Origin of the sequence: Geoanaerobacter pelophilus, from assembly GCF_018476885.1 — a bacterium.
Classification (GTDB): Bacteria; Desulfobacterota; Desulfuromonadia; order Geobacterales; family DSM-12255; genus Geoanaerobacter; species Geoanaerobacter pelophilus.
On sequence record NZ_JAHCVJ010000004.1, the window covers coordinates 25,712 to 46,183 of the forward strand.

17 protein-coding genes and 1 tRNA gene are annotated in these 20,472 nt (G+C 50.6%); 14 read left to right on the forward strand and 4 right to left on the reverse strand.

The genetic code is table 11. From position 1 onward, the window contains the following. The first annotated feature begins 48 nt into the window (after positions 1-48). From KI809_RS10680 to KI809_RS10740, 14 genes are all read left to right on the forward strand, one after another. A complete protein-coding gene (locus KI809_RS10680) occupies positions 49-600 on the forward strand; it encodes a phage virion morphogenesis protein (protein ID WP_214171555.1) in 552 nt (183 codons plus the stop codon). 209 nt (positions 601-809) lie between these two features. Further along, positions 810-1,838 (forward strand): phage protease, encoded by a 1,029-nt coding sequence (locus KI809_RS10685; RefSeq protein WP_214171556.1) that lies wholly within the window; start codon positions 810-812, stop codon positions 1,836-1,838. A 33-nt stretch (positions 1,839-1,871) separates the two neighbouring features. Next, on the forward strand, positions 1,872-2,276 hold the full coding sequence (locus tag KI809_RS10690) for a hypothetical protein (RefSeq protein ID WP_214171557.1): 405 nt from the start codon (positions 1,872-1,874) through the stop codon (positions 2,274-2,276). A 35-nt stretch (positions 2,277-2,311) separates the two neighbouring features. Beyond that, positions 2,312-3,346 (forward strand): Mu-like prophage major head subunit gpT family protein, encoded by a 1,035-nt coding sequence (locus KI809_RS10695; protein WP_214171558.1) that lies wholly within the window; start codon positions 2,312-2,314, stop codon positions 3,344-3,346. Between the two features lie 51 nt (positions 3,347-3,397). Next, positions 3,398-3,724 carry an HI1506-related protein gene (locus KI809_RS10700; protein WP_214171559.1) on the forward strand — a complete coding sequence of 109 codons (327 nt, stop codon included), beginning with the start codon at positions 3,398-3,400 and terminating at the stop codon, positions 3,722-3,724. Positions 3,725-3,728: 4 nt separating this feature from the next. Continuing rightward, positions 3,729-4,169, forward strand: coding sequence for a gp436 family protein (locus tag KI809_RS10705; protein WP_214171560.1), 441 nt, complete (start codon positions 3,729-3,731; stop codon positions 4,167-4,169). After that, positions 4,169-4,612: a hypothetical protein gene (locus KI809_RS10710; protein WP_214171561.1), complete on the forward strand. Its 444-nt coding sequence runs from the start codon at positions 4,169-4,171 to the stop codon at positions 4,610-4,612. The genes KI809_RS10705 and KI809_RS10710 overlap by 1 nt, the downstream gene beginning before the upstream one ends. 9 nt (positions 4,613-4,621) lie before the next feature. Next, positions 4,622-6,025 carry a phage tail tube protein gene (locus tag KI809_RS10715; protein ID WP_214171562.1) on the forward strand — a complete coding sequence of 468 codons (1,404 nt, stop codon included), beginning with the start codon at positions 4,622-4,624 and terminating at the stop codon, positions 6,023-6,025. A gap of 60 nt (positions 6,026-6,085) precedes the next feature. After that, complete coding sequence (locus KI809_RS10720; RefSeq protein ID WP_214171563.1) at positions 6,086-6,550, forward strand: hypothetical protein; 465 nt, start codon at positions 6,086-6,088, stop codon at positions 6,548-6,550. An 80-nt stretch (positions 6,551-6,630) separates the two neighbouring features. Next, complete coding sequence (locus KI809_RS21035; RefSeq protein WP_435052253.1) at positions 6,631-6,933, forward strand: phage tail assembly chaperone; 303 nt, start codon at positions 6,631-6,633, stop codon at positions 6,931-6,933. 3 nt (positions 6,934-6,936) lie between these two features. Continuing rightward, positions 6,937-11,742 (forward strand): tape measure protein, encoded by a 4,806-nt coding sequence (locus KI809_RS10725; RefSeq protein WP_214171564.1) that lies wholly within the window; start codon positions 6,937-6,939, stop codon positions 11,740-11,742. Beyond that, entirely contained in the window at positions 11,739-14,093 is a 2,355-nt protein-coding gene (locus KI809_RS10730; protein WP_214171565.1) for a DUF6242 domain-containing protein, read from the forward strand. Before KI809_RS10725 ends, KI809_RS10730 begins: the two co-directional genes overlap by 4 nt. Position 14,094: 1 nt before the next feature. Beyond that, positions 14,095-14,919: a hypothetical protein gene (locus KI809_RS10735; protein ID WP_214171566.1), complete on the forward strand. Its 825-nt coding sequence runs from the start codon at positions 14,095-14,097 to the stop codon at positions 14,917-14,919. A gap of 74 nt (positions 14,920-14,993) precedes the next feature. Next, positions 14,994-15,305, forward strand: a complete 312-nt coding sequence (locus KI809_RS10740; RefSeq protein WP_214171567.1) for a hypothetical protein — start codon at positions 14,994-14,996, stop codon at positions 15,303-15,305. A 752-nt stretch (positions 15,306-16,057) separates the two neighbouring features. Here KI809_RS10740 and KI809_RS10745 read toward each other — a convergent pair. The 4 genes from KI809_RS10745 to radA form a co-directional block, all read right to left on the reverse strand. Then, positions 16,058-16,133, reverse strand: a tRNA-Ala gene (locus KI809_RS10745). A 64-nt stretch (positions 16,134-16,197) separates the two neighbouring features. Then, entirely contained in the window at positions 16,198-18,573 is a 2,376-nt protein-coding gene (locus KI809_RS10750) for a GAF domain-containing sensor histidine kinase (protein WP_214171568.1), read from the reverse strand. A gap of 42 nt (positions 18,574-18,615) precedes the next feature. Beyond that, entirely contained in the window at positions 18,616-18,972 is a 357-nt protein-coding gene (dksA, locus tag KI809_RS10755) for an RNA polymerase-binding protein DksA (protein ID WP_214171569.1), read from the reverse strand. A gap of 88 nt (positions 18,973-19,060) precedes the next feature. After that, positions 19,061-20,410: a DNA repair protein RadA gene (radA, locus tag KI809_RS10760; RefSeq protein ID WP_214171570.1), complete on the reverse strand. Its 1,350-nt coding sequence runs from the start codon at positions 20,408-20,410 to the stop codon at positions 19,061-19,063. Positions 20,411-20,472: the final 62 nt, after the last annotated feature.

The window sequence follows — 20,472 nt, forward strand, 5'->3', positions numbered from 1 at the left end:
GTGAAACGAACCTCAGTATCAGTATAGACCGATTGCGGAGCGAAGCAAATGGAAATATCCGTAAAGGTACATGACGAACAAGCAAAGCAGTTGCTGGCTGCGGTTTCCTCCCGCTACGGCAACCTGCGGCCTGCATTTGGGGCAATCGGCGAGATTATGACCCGCCGGGTCGATGACCGGTTCGAGGGTCAACGCGATCCGGACGGCAATCCCTGGCTGCCGACAAAAGTGCTTTCAAACTACCTCGGCTATGTCGGCACCCGTAAAGGGTACAAGCGCAAAGAGGCGTACACCCAGGCCGGGCGGTTTCGTGCCTCCTTTGCCCGGTACCTGGAAGGCAAGAAGATCCTGCAGCTGACCGGGGCCCTCCGCCGCGACATTCATTACCAGGCTGACGATACTCACGTCGAGTGGGGGACGTCTGGCCGGATCCCTTATGCCGGCATCCATCAGTTTGGCGGGATGGCTGGCCGTGGGCGAAAGGTAAAGATCCCGGCAAGGCCCTATTTAGGCCGTAATGTAGGGGATACCATGGAGATTGCCCCGGCTGATCGACAGGCCGCAATCGATATCTTATCCGATCACCTGACCTCTTCATAAACCTAAACGCGCAAATTTGCCCGTTAAGCGCTTTTCTCACCCCCACTGTAACCTACCCCTGCCACCTCGGGCCGTTCGGCCAACTGAATAAAATTTAAAGATGGTTTTAATGCGGTTTCATTTCAAAGGGCACTGTAAATTTTAGATGGTCTAAAAGACGTGCCACTTCTCCTGTTGTACGGTGCAGGCACCGGACAACAGGAGGAATGATGAAAGTATTAATTATTGATGGTGACCATGCCCTGGCGATTGCTCTTAATAGCGCTGTTGAGGAGAGCGGTATCGCGCTTTGTTTTGAGTTGGCTGCCGGAGCTGAACCTCCTGCGGAAATAATGCTGGTGCCTCCGGGTAGCATGGTCAAAGGCCGCGACGGCCGCGCCTGGAATAATCGCAATCCTGCTGCGCTGGTGGATTTTTATCGGCAACGCGGCTTGAAGGTACCGCTTGATATTGAGCATGCCACGGAATTGCGGGCACCAAAAGGCGAAAGCGCTCCGGCCATGGCATGGGTCACCAATATGAAAGACAAGCCTGATGGTTCAGTCTGGGGTGTACTGGATTGGACTCCCAAAGGCCGGGAAATGGTTTTGAATCGGGAGTACTCCTACTACTCGCCAGCCTATTTCTATAACCCTAAAACAATGGACCTGGCCGGTGTTAAATCCATCGGCCTCACTAACTCGCCGAACATCCCTGAACTCCCTGCACTAAATCACGAAGAAGAGAAAGGAGCATCACCAATGACCCTGGAAGAACTATTGCAGGCCCTCGGGCTTCCTGCCGGCACTACATTCGCGGCAGCGCTCAATCACATTGCCCAGATGAAAACCAGTCTGGCAACCGCCCTCAACCACGCCAACAACCCGCCGCTCGACAAGTTCGTGCCAAAAGCTGATTACGATTTGGCGCTCAACCGTGCGGTAACAGCTGAATCCACCCTTACCACCCTGAAAACCGAGCAGCTCGATGTCGCAATTAATACCGAGATTGATGCTGCGCTGAAGGCGGGTAAGATCACCCCGTCCACCAAGGATTACCACATTGCGAACTGCCGTCAGGAGGGTGGCCTGGAGCGATTCAAGGCATTTGTAGCCACAGCCCCGGCAGTTGTCCAGGACAGTACATTGGATGGCAAAAAAGTTCCGGAGTCGGGAGTTGCGCTGAATGCCGAGGAGCAGCAGATTGCCGATATGTTTGGCAACTCCCCTGAGGATCTTAAAAAATACGGTGGAGTGTAAGTAATTTTAACCCTGATTTAAGGAGGATTTACCATGGCTTTGACTGCCGATCGTAACACCCAGATGAAAGATGGCGAACTGATCGCCGTACCCATGGCTACTAACAAGAAGATATTCGCAGGCTCCATGGTGGCAGCCAACGCTACCGGCTTCGCCACCCCTGGCGCCACCGCCACCACGCTCACCTACCTGGGACGCGCCGAGGAGTTTAAAGACAACACCGGTGGCGCAGATGGAGCCAAGACCGTCCTGGTTCGCCGCAAACATGCCTTCAAATGGAAGAACTCAGCCGGCGACGCCGTCACTCAGGCCGAACTCGGCAAGACCTGCTACATCGTAGACGACGAAACCGTCTCCAAGACCAACGCAGGGGGCAATACACAATCGGCCGCCGGCAAGGTTGTCGGGGTCGATTCTGACGGCGTCTGGGTCGAATAACTAATCACCCTTAACTAATTAACGGAGGATCTCACATGAAACGCTTCGCATTATTTCTCTCCTGGGCGGTGCTGCTGGTCATCGCTGTCCTGCTGAATGGCCATACCGCCCATGCCGGCGACACCATGCCATTGATTGGTTTCGGCGGTCTGATCATCAATGCCGCCACACTGAATAACGTCTTCACCAACATTAAAACCACCTTCAACCGGGCATTCGACGCGGCCCAGTCACAATGGCGGCAGACCGCCATGGTAGTTCCATCTACCGGCAAACAGAATGATTACTCCTGGCTCTCCACATTCCCCCGTATGAGGAAGTGGGTAGGAGATAAGGTTGTCAAGGCCCTGTCGGCATTCAAGTACACCATAGTTAATGACGACTGGGAAGCAACTGTAGAAGTGGACCGTAACGACATCGAAGATGATAACCTCGGTATCTACGCCCCGCAGGCAGAATCGGCAGGATTCTCCGCCAAGCAGCTCCCTGATGAGATCATCGCGGATTTGAAGAACGCCTCCTTCACCAGCCTCTGTTATGACGGTCAGTACTTCCACGATACGGATCACCCGGTCGGCGACGGCGCTGGTGGCAACAATAGTATCAGCAACAAGGGTACCAAGGCGTTGTCTAATGCCACACTGGCAGCTGCACAGCTTTCCTATGGCGCAGCCCGTACCGCGATTATGAGTTTCAAGGATGATGAAGGCCGGCCGCTGGCTATTGTGCCGAATGTCCTGGAGGTACCGCCAGCCCTGGAGGCGATGGCCAACCTGCTCATAAACTCCGATAAGCTGAACGATAACTCTCCGAACCCATATAAGGGGACGGCAACGGTTATCGTCAACCCACGCCTCACCAGCACTACCGCCTGGTTCCTGCACTGCACGAATATGCCGGTCAAACCATTCATTCTCCAGGAGCGGAAAAAGCCGACCTTCGTCCAGCAAACCGGTATGGACTCCGACGAAGTCTTTATGCGCAAGAAGTTTAAGTTCGGCGCTGAGGCAAGATATGCCGGCGGTTATGGCCTCTGGCAGCTCTCCTATGGCAGCGACGGCACCACCTAAACAGTTGACGGGCGGTTTTAACCGCTCTGTCTCAATATCGGGAGGAATTACATGTTACTCATTACAGCAAAACAAGACGGCTTTCGGCGTTGTGGGTTGTCTCACCCGAAAGAGACCACGGAATACCCTGACAATAAGTTTACCCGGGAAGAACTTGCAATCCTGCAGTCGGAGCCGATGCTGGTCGTGACTGTGAGCCCGGATAATAATGAGCAATCAAAACCCGGTAAGCCGCTCGGAGCTGCCGACTTGATCGCCAAGATCACGGTTGCTGAAACGGAAGCCGATATTGAAGCAATACTGAACGGCGATCAGCGCGCGACGGTTGTAGCTGCGGCTGCCGCCCGTAAAGCTGAACTCGCCAAGGCGGCGGAGTAAGGTCATGCCCTACTGCACCCTTGCTGACATCGAGAAAAAGCGCATTCCGACGGATACGCTGATCCAGCTCACTGATGACGATAATGTCGGGATAATCGGTGAGCCGGTCGTGGCTGGCTGCATCGATGATGCGACAATACTGGTGAACGGGTACCTGCGCGGCAGGTACCCAATACCTCTTCCTGATCCGGCTCCGGGCCTGATCGTTACCATTACTGCCGATCTGGCGTCATACGGCATCTACGCAAGCAAGCCGCAGTTTGATGTTCCGGATACAATTAAAGCCCGCCGGGAAACAGCGATTGCTCTTTTGATCCGGATACAGGATGGCAAGATGCAAATTTATGATGAAACAAGCACTGGCGCTCCGGCAGTTAATCCATCACCGGCTTTCGTTAGTGGCCCAGACCGGCTGTTCAGTCGCGAAACGATGAAGGGACTCTGATGTTGACCGAAATCCAGAACGATATCCTGTCAGCCTTGGAAGCTATCGGCGCATTCAAACAATGCGGTGTCTGGCAGGGCGATCTGGATGAACTGCTGAAACTGCCGCAAAAAACACCGTCTGCTCATGTTGTGCTCGCAGCGGGCCAATTTGGCAAAGTGCAGACCGTCCCGCCCAAATCCTCTCTGGCAAACCTTGGGTGGGATGTGATTCTGATCTACCAATGTTTGAAGGACCGGAGTGTTTCGTCGGCCCAGGGATATGGCCTGATCGAATCCGTGGTGAAACCTGCAGTCAAAAAACCTGAGGATCCCATTGGTGGGCTCACCGGGCTGATAACCCAGGGCGGACTGCTCTGGCCGCAAACCCTGGAGCTGCTCGATACGGTTAAAGGTACCACTGCCTATGCTATCCGCTTCGAGATTCAACGAGACATTAAATAAGGAGGAACCATGTCATACAGTGCATTAACCCGTGAACTCTCTAAGGTTCGCGAAACAGTTTTCGGTACCACCCCGGCCGCCCCGACCATGCTTGAAGTTCGTGCCTTAAAGCAATACGACTTCGGTGTTGACCAGGGCGCTATGGAATCGGCCGAGAAGAAGGCCCACCGGATGCGGATGAAATCCCGCCTTGGTAACAAGAAAGGTCAATTCAGTATTCCGTTCCAGCTCTCCTATGGCGATTTCGACGATATGTTCGAGGAAGCGCTTGGCGGTACCTGGACGCCTATTGCGACATGCACCGCCATGATCGCCGCGGCAGCATCGCCGACCAATACATTCACTCGCGCTGCCGGCAGTTTTATTACTGATGGTTTTGCCGTAGGCCAACAGATAGTCACATCTGGGTTCACCGCTCCTGCAGATAATATCACAGCTATAGTCAGCGCGGTCACCGCGACCGTATTGACTGTATCTGCAGCCACAACCGGCATGGTGGTTGAAGCATCCGCCAGCCGCACCATATCTACAACCGCCCAAAGGTTGCGCGTCGGCAATATTTTTCGCTCCAGCACTTTCGAAGATCGCAACCCTGCAGCCAATCTTTACGAGCAGTTTAATGGCGCTGTTATCTCCGGTTTCGACTTGACGATCGAGCCGGAGAAAATCATCACTGGAACATTCAAGGGATTGGTTCGTGACTGTGTGATTGCCGGGGTTGGTAATGCCGCTATTGCTGTTGACTCCGCTGCCAAAACATTCACCTGTGCTGCAGGTGGATTTCTGGCCACCGGTGCATCGTTCAGGGTTGGCGACAATATTATTACAACCGGATTCACGAACCCTGGCAATAACGGCACATTTGTCATTTCCGCAGTAACCGACACTGTTATTACCTGCTCCGCCGCTGCTGGTCTGGTGACTGAGGTTGCCGGTACCGGCAAAAATGTCTACCTCGGAACACTGGGTACACCGACTGCTGCCTCAACCAATGACCCTTATGATTCATTCCTGGGAGACATTGCCGAGGGGACAGTTGACCAGGCCGAGGCAACCGGTATCAAGATTAATTTTGAGAACTCCATGAAACCGACCTATGCGATTTTGACGCCTGGTGCTGCAGCTGCTGCATCGATCAAGCCGGACCAGGACATAAAAGCCGGTGGTGAGATCTCGATATTTTTCGCCAACCAGGAGTTTAAGAAAAAGTATCTGGGTGGCACTGAATCGACCGTGAATGTCCTGGTGGGTTCCGGACTCCCCGGCGGCAAGTCGATGCGGTTTATTATGTCGGCCATTCAGTACACCGGCAACAAGCGTACAACGGATAGCACCATAGTGGAATCTGCGCCGTTCGACGCCAACTATCACGCCGCTACGGCAACCTGTATCGAGATTCAGAGGATTCCGTAAACCATCTTAACGGGGACGCCGTTTCAGGCGTCTCTTAAACACATATTCAAGGAGCATTAAATGGCATTGGTAACATTGAATACCGCTGAAGCGGCAAATAGAGGTCGGGCGGTTGCCCTGCTACATCCTGCAACTCAGGTTCCTATTGGAATCAGGTTTTTCGTTCTGGGTAGTGACTCGGAAGAGTTTAAGCGCATTACCCGGCGCCAGGAAGCGGCCCGGCTGGAAAAGCAGAAAAAGACCCGCCGCGGCGTTTACCTCTCCACTCCGGAAGAAAACGAAGCGAATGCGCTGGATCTACTCTGTGGGCTCACAACCGGCTGGGAGGAGGATGTAAAGGATGCTGACGGTAAAGTCACCGGCACCCGGCCTGATATCGAGATCAATGAAGGTGAGTTTGTGAAGTTCTCTCCGGAGTCGGTCCGGAGGATTTATAGTGATCTCGGCTTCAGCTGGATCCGGGAGCAGATCGACAGTGAAATCGGTGATAGACGCGATTTTTTGCCGAGTGCGAAAAAGAGCTGAGTGAGCATATTGCGGAGTTTGCCGAATGGCAGTTTCGCAATAACAGCGCCACCGACGGCAAGAGTTCCACGGCGGCGCATCTGCGCCAGGCACAAAAACGGCGCAAGCTCGATGATGATCAGGTTAACGGCCCGGAGTTATATCCGGCGGTAGAGCACATATGGCGCTGGTTCCATCAGCTGGCGCAAACGCGAGGGGGCGGGTTCGGCCCCGCCCCCGTTACGCATCAGGAAGTACGAGCGTGGTACGTGAACTACAGGATATTCCCCCGTCCCACTCCCTGGGAGATAGAGCAGCTCCTGATGATTGACCAGATCTCCCTGAAGGTTTACGGAGAAAAGACTGAAGACACGGCAGATAAACCGGCTGGCAAGAGAAGGTAGCGAATGAGCGAATTAGCAAAACTCAGGCTGGTGATGGAGATTGACGGCAATAAAGCGGTCGTCACTGATTTGAATCAGGTTGACTCTGCTATTGAACGAGTCTCCCGCACCAGTCAAACCGCTACTGAGCGTATGGCCAGCGGCATGAATAATGTCGAGTCTGCTACAGGCAGAATGGCGGCTACAACGCGGATGAATATTTCGTCGATCTCGGCATTGGAGCAGAGCATTCAGAGCGTAACCATGCGTATCTGGAATTTGACTATGGCGGCAGGAATGATCGCAGCACCTGCAGCGCTTTTGATCAGGTATGCAGATAACTATACTCTTTTGGATAGCCGGATACGGTTGGTTACTCAATCCGAGTCTGACCTGGTTGTAACCAGAAGAGCGTTATTAGATATTTCCCAGCGCACCCGTCAAGCAGAAGAATCTACAGTAGAAGTATATTCTCGCATTGCTCGTAACTCGAAAGAGTTGGGGTTGAGCCAGCAGGAACTATTAAGAATCACGGAAACCGTTAATAAGTCGATCGGGATATCCGGTGCAAATGGGGCAGCTTCACAGGCTGCAATTATTCAGTTTGGGCAAGGATTGGCATCAGGGGTTTTGCGCGGCGATGAACTTAGGTCGGTAATGGAGCAAGCGCCGCGTCTCGCGGAAGCAATTGCGACTGGCATGGGTAAATCTATAGGTGAACTGAGGAAAATGGGTGAAGAAGGCGAATTGACCGCCCAGCAAGTTACCCGCGCTTTATTGTCACAAAGCAGTCAAATTGATCAGGAATACGGGAAAATGGCCATGACTGTTGGCCAGGCTTTTACGGTCCTGAATAATTCCATAGGTCAATACATTGGCTCTGCAGATAAGGCTGAGGGATCGTCAAGCGCATTGGCCAAGGGTATTGTATCTCTTGCTAATAACCTATCCCCGGCTGTTGCAGAATTTTATCGTTTGAACATGTTAGTAGATCTTGCAGGGGGGACATTAACTGCTTTCGCATATATCGTTGTCAAGACCGCCGAGATTGTCACCCGCTTTGTGACAATAGGTCAGTTTGGTGACGGTTTGGGGTCGGCAGCAGAAAAGATGAAGGAATGGAACGCCCTGTTTGCTGAGCGCTATAAGATGGCAGATAAGGCTCTGCAAGATATTGCCAATCGAGAAGCGGGGTTAAGTAATAAACAGCCATCTGACACCCGGCCGCAACCAGCTCAACCGCCAATTGATGAAAAAGCTGCTAAAGAAGCTGAAAATGCATATAAGCGATATTCCGAGGCCATGGCCGGACTGAATAAACAGATCCGTGACAATAACCCATACCTGGATGAACAATCCCGCAAAATGTCTGACGTTGATGCTGTCATTGTGAAACTGGTAAACGAGTTCCCTCAATATGAAAATTCGCTGCGGGCAGCGGGTGAAGCAATTAAGCATAATATTCAACTGAACGCAGATTATAAAGCCGCCATAAAAGCCACATCAGATGAATTCCGCGGCTGGCTGCAGACATGGGAGCAAACGCCTGCAGCAGAGCCGTTGCGGATCGGTAACTATCAGGAGATTTCCGACCTGGTTGATAAGTTGAATCAAGCTCCAAACGTGTCTGAGTTTACTGACCAGTTAAAGTCTATTGAGCAATGGATGCTTGATTTCCCTGACCAGGCTGCCCGCGCTGAAGCGGCAATAAAGGCATTAAAGGAATCATTTTATAAGAAAGAGATAGCCGCTGGTAATGAGATTACTAAAGCATTCAAGGACGCCACAATAGATGGCATGTCTAACGATCCTTATGCCCAGCGTCTAGCTAAGATGAACCGGTTTTATGATGAGGAAGAGGCGCGGATTAAAGAGCAGATGAAGCTTTTTAAAACAAGCGATAAAGAGTATATAGCCGGTAAAAACACTCTTGAGCAGCTTCGTAAGAATAAGGCAGATGAGGAAGAAAGGATAAATGAAGATTCTTTTAAATCTCAGCTAGCTGTAGCCGCTGAATACACCAGCCTTTCTGGGCAGATGTTTGCCGCTCTGGCAGAGACTCAGGACCAATCCAGTAGAAGCGGATTTGAGTCGGCAAAAGCTATGAACCTTGCAGCTGCGGTCGTGAGCACTGCTGCGGCTGTAATGAACCAGATGGCAGGTGGCGACCCTTACACTGCATGGGCACGGGCTGCAGCAGCTGCCGCTATGGGTGCTATTCAGATAGCGACTATCGCGTCAACGGAATTTGGTGGCGGTGGCTCAGTCGGCGGTGTCTCGGCTGGGTATACTGGTGGCGGTGCGGCTGGTGGTGTCGGCGGCGGTTCAGTTGGCTCCAGTATCGGTGGGCCAACCATATCAATCCAGGATAGACAAACTGCCGAGTCGCTGCAGCAACTGGCATCGTCCGCAGAAAATGCCTCGCTGGCCATCGGCAAGGTTGCTGACGGTCTGACTAATATTGCCGACTTGTTCGGTGATGGGACTAGGGGCTCATTGTTGGCCGGCGGTTTGACTGGTCCAAGCATTGATGCTTCTGGTAGTGGTGTCCCTCTCGCTAATGGTAACGGCTTCTGGAAATCTACTGGCCAAGGTGCTGCTCTCGGAGCCGGGATTGGCTCAATTTTAGGCCCATTGGGTTCGATCGCCGGTGCAGTAGTCGGTAGTATTATAGGTAGCACGATGAATGCCATGTTTGGTTGGGGTAACAGTTGGTATACCAAATCCTCTGGCCTTAATCTGGGCATTAAAAACGGCCAGATGCTCACTCGCACCTACACTGAAAGCCAGAAAGATGGCGGCTGGTTCTCTAGCGACAAGCATCGCACTGACATTGGCAATGCGGATCCACTGATTGCATCATCCTTGGATTCTTACCTGAACAGCATTACTGCCACCATCATCCGCGCGGCAACCACCATGGCGACCACGGTCAATCTTGGTTCAGTTAACCTAGCTCCGACTAATATCCAGACTTCGGGCCGCAAACCGGAAGATATACAAAAGGATCTCGAAGCCTGGTTCACTAAAGCAGCCGACGTTATCGCTCAGTCAACCAATGGCCTCAAAGAGTTTACCTTTTATGGTGAATCCGCCTTTGATGCGATTGTCCGCCTGGCCACCTCTCTCCAGGGGGTCAATGAAGGCCTGGAGCTGGTAGACTCCGCCCTGATCCGGTCAACTCTGTCTGGAGCCAATGCTGCCTACCAGCTCACAGAACTTATGGGCGGGTTTGATAAGTTCTCCGACGCTATAGACACCTATTTCACCACTATGTTTAGCGATGCCGAACAGGAAGGGCGCAAGGCAGCCCAGGCAGCCCGCCAGGTGAATGTCGCGTTCAACGAGATGCACGTGACCGTGCCAACCACCCGCGAAGAGTTCAGGGCTCTGGTTGGGAGTTTGGATCTGACCAGACAAACCGGCCAGGCGCTGTTTGCCTCTCTGATGAATATTGCCGAATCGTTCGGCACGGTGATGGACGCAGTTGATGCGGCGTATGCAGCCCAACAGGATCTGCGGATCCGCCGCTTGAGAGTGGCCGGCAATGATGCCTCTGCAGATCTCCTGGAGCTGGTAATCGATCAGCAGAAAGAGTACCAGGATTATCTCGGCAAGGGCTATGACACGACTGAACTCCTGATCGTCCAGCAACTGGAATATGAAAAGGCAGTAAAAGACGTTTCAAGCACCCTTAAAGAGTCGTCAAACGAGATGACCATTGCTGCCGAGCAGATCAAGAGCAAGCTATCCTCGGCTGTTTCGGCTCAGGTGCAGATCATGACTACTCTGAAAAACATGCTGAGTGGTGATCTCTCCACGCTCTCTCCTGATCTCAAGTACAACCAGCTCGGCTCATCGTTCCGGGCCACTGCCGACCGCGCTAGGCTCGGCGATGTCTCTGCTTTGGAAGGGATCAGCCAGATCGCCCAGGAGTTCCTGACGTCGTCGCGTAGTTACAATGCCAGCGGCCCGGCATATGCTAGCGATTTCGCCCTGGTCACTCAGACTCTCGCCGAGCTTGGCGGTTTGCCAACCTCCACCGAGATCCAGATCGACGTGGCCCAGCAGCAGCTCTCCAAGCTTGGCGCGATCCAGGCGTCTATTGCTGACGGCAATATCGATCAGCTTACTTACCTCAAGTCAATACTTGGTGAAAACAGCGGCGTTTCGACCCTTCTTGAGCAGTACCTCAAGGCGGATCAGGCTGCTAAGGATTCTGTAACCCAGGCGGTAGCCGATGCCCAGGCCGCAGCAGAGGCTGAGCGGCAACGTCTTGCTGCAGAGCAGGCGAGGGCTGCTGCCGTTGCCACTGAAGCCCAGATTAAGGCCAGAGAGTACGCCCAGATCGCCATGGAATACTCGGTTGGTAAGCGCACCGGCTACGATGCTAAATATGATATTGGGCCGATGATTAACGGAGTCTCGTCTCCAAACGGCAAGATTGACACCGGCGACGGTATTGTCTGGTTGAGTTTGGCCGACGGTAAAATTGGCATAAGCGACGAAATTAAGAAAATGCTGGGGATCAGCAGCTATGACGTTGGCTCACCGTTCATCCCTTACGACCAGATGGCCCAGGTTCATAAAGGCGAGATAATTGTTGACCCGGCATCCTCGGCAGTACTTCGCAAGTACGGGATCCAGGTCAACGGCAGTGGTGGCGACAATTCTGAGCTGGTAGCGCTGCTTGAGGAAGTTATCACCGAAGTCCGCGCCCTGGTTCGCCTCTCCGGCGCCGGGCATTCCCAGCAGATCGACAAACTCACGGCATTGGAAAAAGTGCTGGCTGGCATTGAACGTGACAACCGGCAATTGGTTAATCAATGAGTGAATATCTGGTTGAAATTTCGGCACACACTGGCTCTGCGGTTGAAACGCTCCGTTATAGCAGCGGCTCAGGATATATCTATGCCGGCAATTATTATGAGCCGCGGGTTTCTAATCCAGGCAGCCTGAAAACAATGATGTTCAGTGAAGGGACTACCCAGGGTGCATCCAAGATAGGTTATGGCGAGATTCAGCTAAAGAACAGTGATGGTGGCTTGGATGGCCTACTCAATTACGGGTTTGATGGGAGAGTTGTTGTGATAAAAGAGCTAATTGCCGGGGTAACGATCGGGATGACTTTAAGTTGTGGGATGGAACAGCCGATTTTTAATAATAATGAGATCTCGATTAGGGTTAAGGATCCTCAAGTTATTTTTAACTCGCCTCTCCAGAATAATAAATATGCAGGCAATAATACACTCCCGGCCGGAGTTGAAGGCACTGCTGATATAAAGGGTAAACCAAAACCTTTAGTATTTGGTCAGGTTTCCAATATAACCCCTGTCCTGGTTAATACATCACGGCTGATTTATCAGGCGAATGATGGGGCGCTCTCCTCTATTCCAGCAGTCTATGATAAAGGGGTAGGACTTATTGCAGGGGCTGCGTACAGTAATCAAGCAGATATGGAAGCTAATGCTCCTGCTGAAGGTTACTATCGTGTATGGCTGGCAGGCGGCATGTTCCGCTTGGGATCTTCTCCTGCGGGATTGATTACCTGTGATGCTATCCAGGGAGCTGCCGCAGCAAATCGTACCTCGGCGCAGATATCTAAGTTGATTGCATTGCGGGTGCTGACATCCGACGATATTGTTGCCCAGGATTTCACAGATCTTGATATTCTTAACAACTCTACAATAGGTTTTTACTCCAATACAGAAACCACCATTGGTAAGGCATTAGATGAAGTTCTGGGGAGTATCGGCGGCTGGTACGGCTTTGATTCCTCTAACAAGTTGAATGTTGGCCGGCTTGACGCTCCAGCTGGAGACCCTTTATTAACACTTAGTCCAGATGAAATTACAGACTTACAGAGACTGACTATCCAAGATGAAGGCCGGGGGATCCCTGCTTGGAAAGTGAATCTTCAATATGATAAAAATTATACTGTTCAGGATGCCGGCAATTTAGCAGGTGTGTTGGCTCAGTTTACCTGGGATCAAAAAACACTGCCTGTGAGTAGTAGTTGGACTTCACTTACTTATGGTAACGGTTTGTTTGTTGCTGTGAGTGGAAATGCAACAACAATAGCGGCAACATCTCCTGATGGTGTGACATGGACAGCAAGGACTCTTCCTGCTGAGTTGTATTGGACATCTGTCGCGTATGGTAACGGGGTGTTTGTTGCTATTAGCGGCAATGCGCTAACTAATGTAGCTGCAACTTCTCCAGATGGAATTACTTGGACACAAGGGACTTTACCTGCTTCCGTTAATTGGGCTTCAATTACTTATGGAAATGGTTTGTTTTGTGCTGTCGGGTTTAACTCAAGTATTGCTGCAACTTCTCCAGATGGGATTACTTGGATACAAAGGACTTTACCGTCAACGCAATACTGGATAACAGTAACTCGCGGTGGTGGGATGTTTGTTGCTGTTGCTGGTCTGACCTCTAATAACGTAATTGCAACCTCAACAGATGGTATTACTTGGACACAAAGAACCCTGCCAGTCTCTAAAGTTTGGACTTCTATTATTTATGGTAATGGGTTGTTTGTAGCAGTTGGTACAGGAGTCGATGCAGCTACGTCACCGGACGGGATTACTTGGACACAAAGGACTTTACCTGCCGACGTGTCGTGGAAGGCTATTGGCTATGGTAATGGGTTATTTGTTGCAGTTGCGTATAATTCGACCGTTACTGCAACGTCAATTGATGGTATCACTTGGAATTATAGAAATCTTCTTTATGCGTCCACATGGAATAATATTATTTATGGCAACGGGTCTTTTGTTTCAGTATCTAGCCCAAATATGGTTGCAATTGCCAGAGTTGATCCATCTTCCGCAAGGATCATTTACTTATTTAATCAATATAGAACTGTAACTTCTTCTGACTCAAATATAAAAACGACTCACCTTCTGGCCTCTGAAATCAACCTCAATACCCTGCTTGTAAATCTCTCTGCTGCTCAAGCTGAAGCTGATAGACAATTTAATTTGCGTAAAGTCCGCCGTGATTACTTATCTGTAGTTATTAATACAAATGCTTTATCTAGTATTCCGCCTTTAGGCACTGTTTTGAATATTACGTACCCACGTTACGGCTACGATGCCGGAAAACTATTCGTCTTGATCGGCGTGAATATGGAATTGTCGGCTAAAAAAATCACTTTTTACCTGTGGGGCTGATATGAGTTGCCTGTTTTGTTATCCGAATCGCGTAGATGATTCTCTCAGTTACAGCACGACGTTGTCCGGCGGGGCCTGGTCGGCCACTCTGCCACTGACAAACCTGAAAAGCCCATTGTTATCGAAAAAAGCTCGGTCAACCAATGCTCTGGCAGCATCTACCCAGTTCAATACTGATATGGGTACACCGCGAGCCATTAGAGCCCTGGCGCTGCTCAGGCACAACCTCAGCTCTGCTGCCACTGTCAGATTCCGGGGCTATTCTGACTCGGGCTATACGTCGTTGGTTTGGGATTCGACCGCATTGTCGGTATGGCCGGAAGGTTACCCGGCTGTGGAAAACAAGAAGCGTTACCAGGAGGATTTTTATCTCATTCTCACTGCGGCAGTAACTGCCCGCTACTGGAAAACCGAGATCGTTGATACCACCAACTCGGCTGGATATATTGAGATCGGCCGGCCCTTTTACGCGCCAGCGTTTGAACCGGTCATTAACATGTCTTATGGAGCATCAATCAGTCTCGAGACAGACACTACTTCCGAGCGGTCAAAGGGGGGTGTGGATTATTATGACCGATCTGAACCGCGCCGGGTAATACAGTTCACCCTGTCAGATAATACCCAAGACCAGGCATTTGGTGACATTTTCGATATGCAATGGGATCGGGGTATTGATCAGCCGCTGCTTTTTGTATTTGCGCCAACTGACACTGGGGGAATGCTGAAAAAACGGAGCTGGTTGGCAACCATGCGGCGGTTATCTCCGATCGAATTTCCGTACTTCGATAATCATTCTATCGCGTTCGAATTACTGGAGGTTTTGTAGGAAGGAATTAAGAGGCAGCGATCGAGCCGCCAAGGCTGCCCCACTCTGGGTGCGAGAAGGAAAGGAGATTTAATATGAAGAAATTGAAAACAACGGTGTTGATGGTGTGCTGCTTTTTTTTGTTATGTGTTTCATCTGGATGTGCAGAGGTTCGCGTTAAAACTCATCACGGCTGGATGGGGCCCGATACATGGGAAGCGACGGACGGTAAAACCTCTGTAAAATATTACAACGGCAACTGCTGCTGTGTAGCTGAAAAAGTCCTTGAAAATTTGGCGATGCAAGCAAATCAGAAAAGGTTGGATTGGTCAAAAATGGCTGATCCGAAATTTCAGGAATCAATGTTGGCTGCTGAGTGCCTGAAAGTCCGGCAGGAAAAACCGTGAGACTATTGAGAGCTTTTCTTTATTGGATATATCCGCAACAAGGCGCTATCGATGCACTGAAACGGCAAGTTAAGGCGCAAGAGGCGCTCATCCAGACGCTAAGAGCTTCTCGGCAAAGCGAACGCAACGAAAATGAGAAATTACTTAAAGCATTGAAGGCGTTCGACAACCCTAAACCATGTGGCTGCTTCCCTGAACATTGCACTGATATGAGCCATGGTGAATGTTGGTGTAGCCCAACGCGTGAAGGCGACCTGATAATTCACAATCAAGGCGCATAATGTAGACTATATAGTTGACGGAGCTGGTAAGGGAGTAGGGAGAAATGAGTTGTTATCCGGAACTAGTGACCGCCATATATTGGTTTTAAGAAGGGATTTTAAAGGCGTGGCTCGATATGAGGAAACTTAGAAAACGGCTCACAAGTCAAATATGGACGCTGGTTATATGAACTCTTTAAAACTGCCCTAAAAATCTTAAACCCGACTCTTTTAGTCGTGTATAAAATGTGGTTGATTTAAGGGGTGCTTTTGCACCCTTTTTACGAAGGTTTTATTAGTTGGAATAATGCGTAAACCATGTGTCTGAATTATGCAAACCATGTGGCGCGTTACACTTGCGGGGCCTGCCTTTGGTGCATGGGAGTTTTCCAGTGCTTGAAGTGATATGGTCAGATGGAGCTTACTATTGACCGATGAACAGTCTGAAAGGACAAAAGGCTTATAACCAGAGTTATAAGCCTTTGTTTTTATTGGTGGAGATGATCGGGATCGAACCGACGGCCTGTACGTTGCGAACGTACCGCTCTCCCAACTGAGCTACATCCCCGAGGCTTTTACGCTGCAGAACTGCGCTGATAATACAACCATTTCATGGCCCATGCAAGGGCAAATCAGCTGTGCATAACTGGTGGAGGCGGCTCCACAGGCAATATGACAGTAAACTCTACACCGACACCAGGATAGTTGTTGACCTGCACCTTACCACCATGGTTTGTCACGATCCGGTTGACGATTGGAATACCGAGACCTGTGCCACTCTCTTTGGTAGTATAAAACGGGTTAAAAATATTATTCAGCGCACTGAGAGGAATCCCCCCGCCGGTATCGGCGACCTTGACGATGACCGCATCATGGCCGGCGTGCCTTCCGCTGGTAGCCGTTATCTTGATTTCGCCAGCTCCCCCCTGCATCGCCTCCAGTGCATTGGTGAACAAATTGATGAAAACCTGCTTGATCTGCTGACCATCCCCCAGAAAAGAGAGTACTTTACGGGGGAAATTGCGCATAATTGTAATCCGGCTCTCTTCAAAAGGGGGCAAAACCACTGAAAGCGCCTCTTCAACAATTTCCTGCATCGAGCAGACAGAATAACAGAGGTTCGACTTTTTGGAAAATGAGAGGATATCGGACAGCATTTTTTCAAGCCGATCAACTTCTCCAACAATTGTTGAAACATACCCGGACTCTTCGGAGCCTTTATGAAGCTTTCGTTGGAGACGCCTGGCAAATCCGCCTATCGACACTAGTGGACTCTTCAGCTCGTGAGCAATCCCCGCAGCCATCTCGCCAATCGTAGCCAGACGCTCACCATGGATCAGGCGCTCTTGGGCGTCGCGCAGCCTTCGGTTTGCATCCTCAATCTGACTGTAAAGTAGGGAGTTTTCAATGGCCATACCTGCCTGATTGGTACACAACTCCAGGAACCTCAACTCTTCCACCGTGCTAAGCCGCGAAGAATCCGGATTATCGACAACAATCACACCTAAAACCTTTTCTTTTGCAAGAAGTGGAGTGGCGGCAAACGAGCTGATACCGAAGCGCTTTACAAAATCTTGGTCTACATGCTTTTCTCGAGAAGCGTCGGGGACATGCACCAGTCTTCGTTCCAAAACTGCCCGCGAGGACATGTTTTTAGCCTTATTGAGTTCAAGTCTAGTTCCTCTCACCTCGGAACTGAATTCGGAGTTCTGTTGCAGCAACATCTCCTTTTCAGTTATGTCCCAACGGCTTGTCAGGGCAATATCAGAATCGTCGTCGAGCAACGGCTTGCTTAAACCGGTTGTCTTGGTGCTAACTCCGAGCATTCCCTGCATTACGCCAGCTCGCTCATTTATAAGAAAGAGCATCGCCCTTTCAAACAGCGGGTTGGGGCCACAGGTAAGAGCGGACAATATGAGGTGCATCAACTTGTTGAGGCGGATGGTGGACAACATGGTATTGCTTAATCGATACAACAGGGCCAACTCTTTTAACTTATGATTGTTATCCTGGCTCAGTCTCAAGACCTGCTGGTAATTAGTTGCGCCGGCAATGGCATTTGATACCAGGAGGGCCATGCTCTCGAAAAGATCGCGGTCCTCTTCGGTAAAGTTTTGGTCTTCGCCTGAATTGAACCCTTTGCCAAAAAAAGTCATGGTTCCGTGAACCCGGTTTTCGAACTTAAGAGGGACGCAGACATAGGATAGTGGCAGATCCTCATCAGAAACAAGATCGCTGATCAACAAAGAGATGCCGCTGTGGCGCACCTTTGCCGAACAGAGGTCCTCAATTCCGAGAAGAATCGCCAAATTCTTTCTTGCTGAATGGCTGACTCTATGTTGGCGCAATGTTGGAACGCCATCTTCACCGACAAGCCGGAAAACAGTGCAGCACGATCCTGTTTGCCGCTGACAGGTGTCAAGCACGATCGGAACCAGAGAATCCAAGGAAGCAGACCTGTTCAGGAGGGCTCCGAGTTCACTCAGGATTGTCAGATTATTGATTCGTCTATGAGATGCTGCGGAGATGCCAATTCGGTGAATAATCCCGGCAATTACTTCAAGTAGATTTTGAAAGAGATCAAGGTCCTGGCCTGAGGGGCTATAATCGGTAGCACTACCTAAAGTGACCACGCCATAGATTGACCGCTCATCCTGAATGGGGTGCGCATAAAAGAATTGCTCTGTTCCCTTGGCAATTTCCATGGAATGACACTCGGAAGCTGGTTCCAGGAGAGGACTGCGCGCAGCAGCGCAGCGTCCGGCTATCCCTTTGCCGAAAGGGAGCCGGCATGAATATGATTTACTTATGCTGATTGAAGAGACCGCGGAGGAAAGATATCTGCGGCTGTCATCGCTGATGTATATTGTGACTGACTGGCAGGAAAAAGAAGTTGCTAGGAATTTTGCAAGTGATTTTAAACGTAACTGATAAGAAAGAGTGGCTGAATTGGCAATCCGTATTGCCTTGCTCAAGAGCGTGTATCTGTCCTTATCTGTCACGGTCATACAGTAACCTTCACAAGGGAATAAGAAGAATTGTCGATTACATTAAGGAAGCTTTTCCTTCCGCTCTTGCTCCATCTTGCAGTCGATACAAAGAGTGGTCACTGGACGGGCCTTGAGCCTGGCCTCGCCGATCTCCTCTTCGCACATCTCGCAGATACCAAAAGTTCCCTCTTCGATGCGCTCAAGGGCTTCCTTGATTTTATTGATCAGCTTGCGCTCCCGGTCCCTGATCCGCAGCTCGAAGCTTCTGTCCGACTCCTGCGTAGCACGATCGTTTGGATCAGGAAAGTTGGTGGTCTCGGCGGTCATCTCCGAAACAGTCTTGCCGGCATCCTCCAGCAATACCCGCATCTCCTCTTGGAGCAAGCTCCGAAAAAATTCTATTTTCCCGACGTCCATAATGTCACCCCACCCTGCATCAGCATTTTCAAATGAATAATATTATGTTAATGCTAATACCAAGTAAAGAATAAATCGTTTGAAGCCCCTAAAATAAGCGTTCCAAAGCCTCTTCAAGAGTACGAACCCCAATCAATTCCATGCCAGGCACGTTCACATGCTTTTTGCTTCCTGCCGGAAAAATGCAGCGAGTAAAGCCAAGCTTGGCAGCTTCTCTCACGCGCTGATCAGGCTGAGTAATTGCCCGTACTTCACCAGCAAGACCAACCTCCCCGAGAACAAGCGTTTGCGGGTCAATGACGCGGTCCAGGTGACTTGATGCCACTGCCAGGGCCATCCCAAGATCGGCGGCCGGCTCATTAAGCCTTACCCCACCAGCAACATTAAGAAATATGTCTTGCCCTGACAAAGACAATCCGACTTTTTTCTCAAGCACAGCCACAAGCAGAGCGAGCCGGTTATGATCAACACCTATTGTTGTTCTGCGAGGCACACCAAATGATGAGGAACTGACAAGCGCCTGTAATTCGACCAACAACGGCCTGCTTCCTTCCACAGTGGCAATCACCAGTGAGCCGGAGACTCCTATAGGCCTCTCGGACAAAAATAATTCAGATGGGTTCTGCACCTCCTGCAGCCCACCCTCCTTCATCTCAAAAACCCCAATTTCATTGGTTGAGCCGAAACGGTTTTTAACGGCCCGGAGAATCCGGTACGGGTGTCCAGAATCACCTTCAAAATACAGCACAGTGTCAACCATGTGTTCCAAAACTCTTGGCCCGGCAATAGAGCCGTCTTTAGTCACATGCCCTACAAGAAAGACCGGCAAGCCACTTCCCTTGGCCAAGAGCATCAGACGGCCAGCCGTCTCTCTAACCTGGCTTACGCTTCCAGGCGCAGACTCAACGCCATCAGTAAATACCGTTTGGATCGAATCAACTACCAAAGCCTTGGGTTTCAACCGGCCCACTTGCGCAAGAATCTTCTCAAGCGACGTTTCCGCCAGCAGGTATAACTGTTTCTGGTCAACTCCCATCCGGCTGCCTCGCAGCCGTATCTGCTGGGCAGATTCCTCGCCCGAGACATATAGAACCGGCTCATTTCTCATGGCAAGATTGTTCATTACCTGCAACAGAAGAGTGGATTTGCCGATACCGGGGTCACCACCGATCAACACTAGCGATCCGCTTACCAGCCCCCCCCCCAGAACGCGATCAAACTCCTCTATGCAGCATGGGATGCGTTGTTCAGCTGATGCCGAGACCTCACTGATCGGCAATGGAAATGCTTCGGCACCTGTCAAGGCAGCAGGTATTTTGGATTTTGCCACAACCTCTTCATGGATGGTGTTCCAGCTATTACAGTCTGGACACTTCCCCATCCACTTAGGGGATTGATATCCACAATTATGGCAGACAAACAATGCCTTGTTTTTCATTACCTTCTCCGGAGAGCAATCATAGTTTTGTGCTGCACAAAAACAATTAGCGAGATATTATG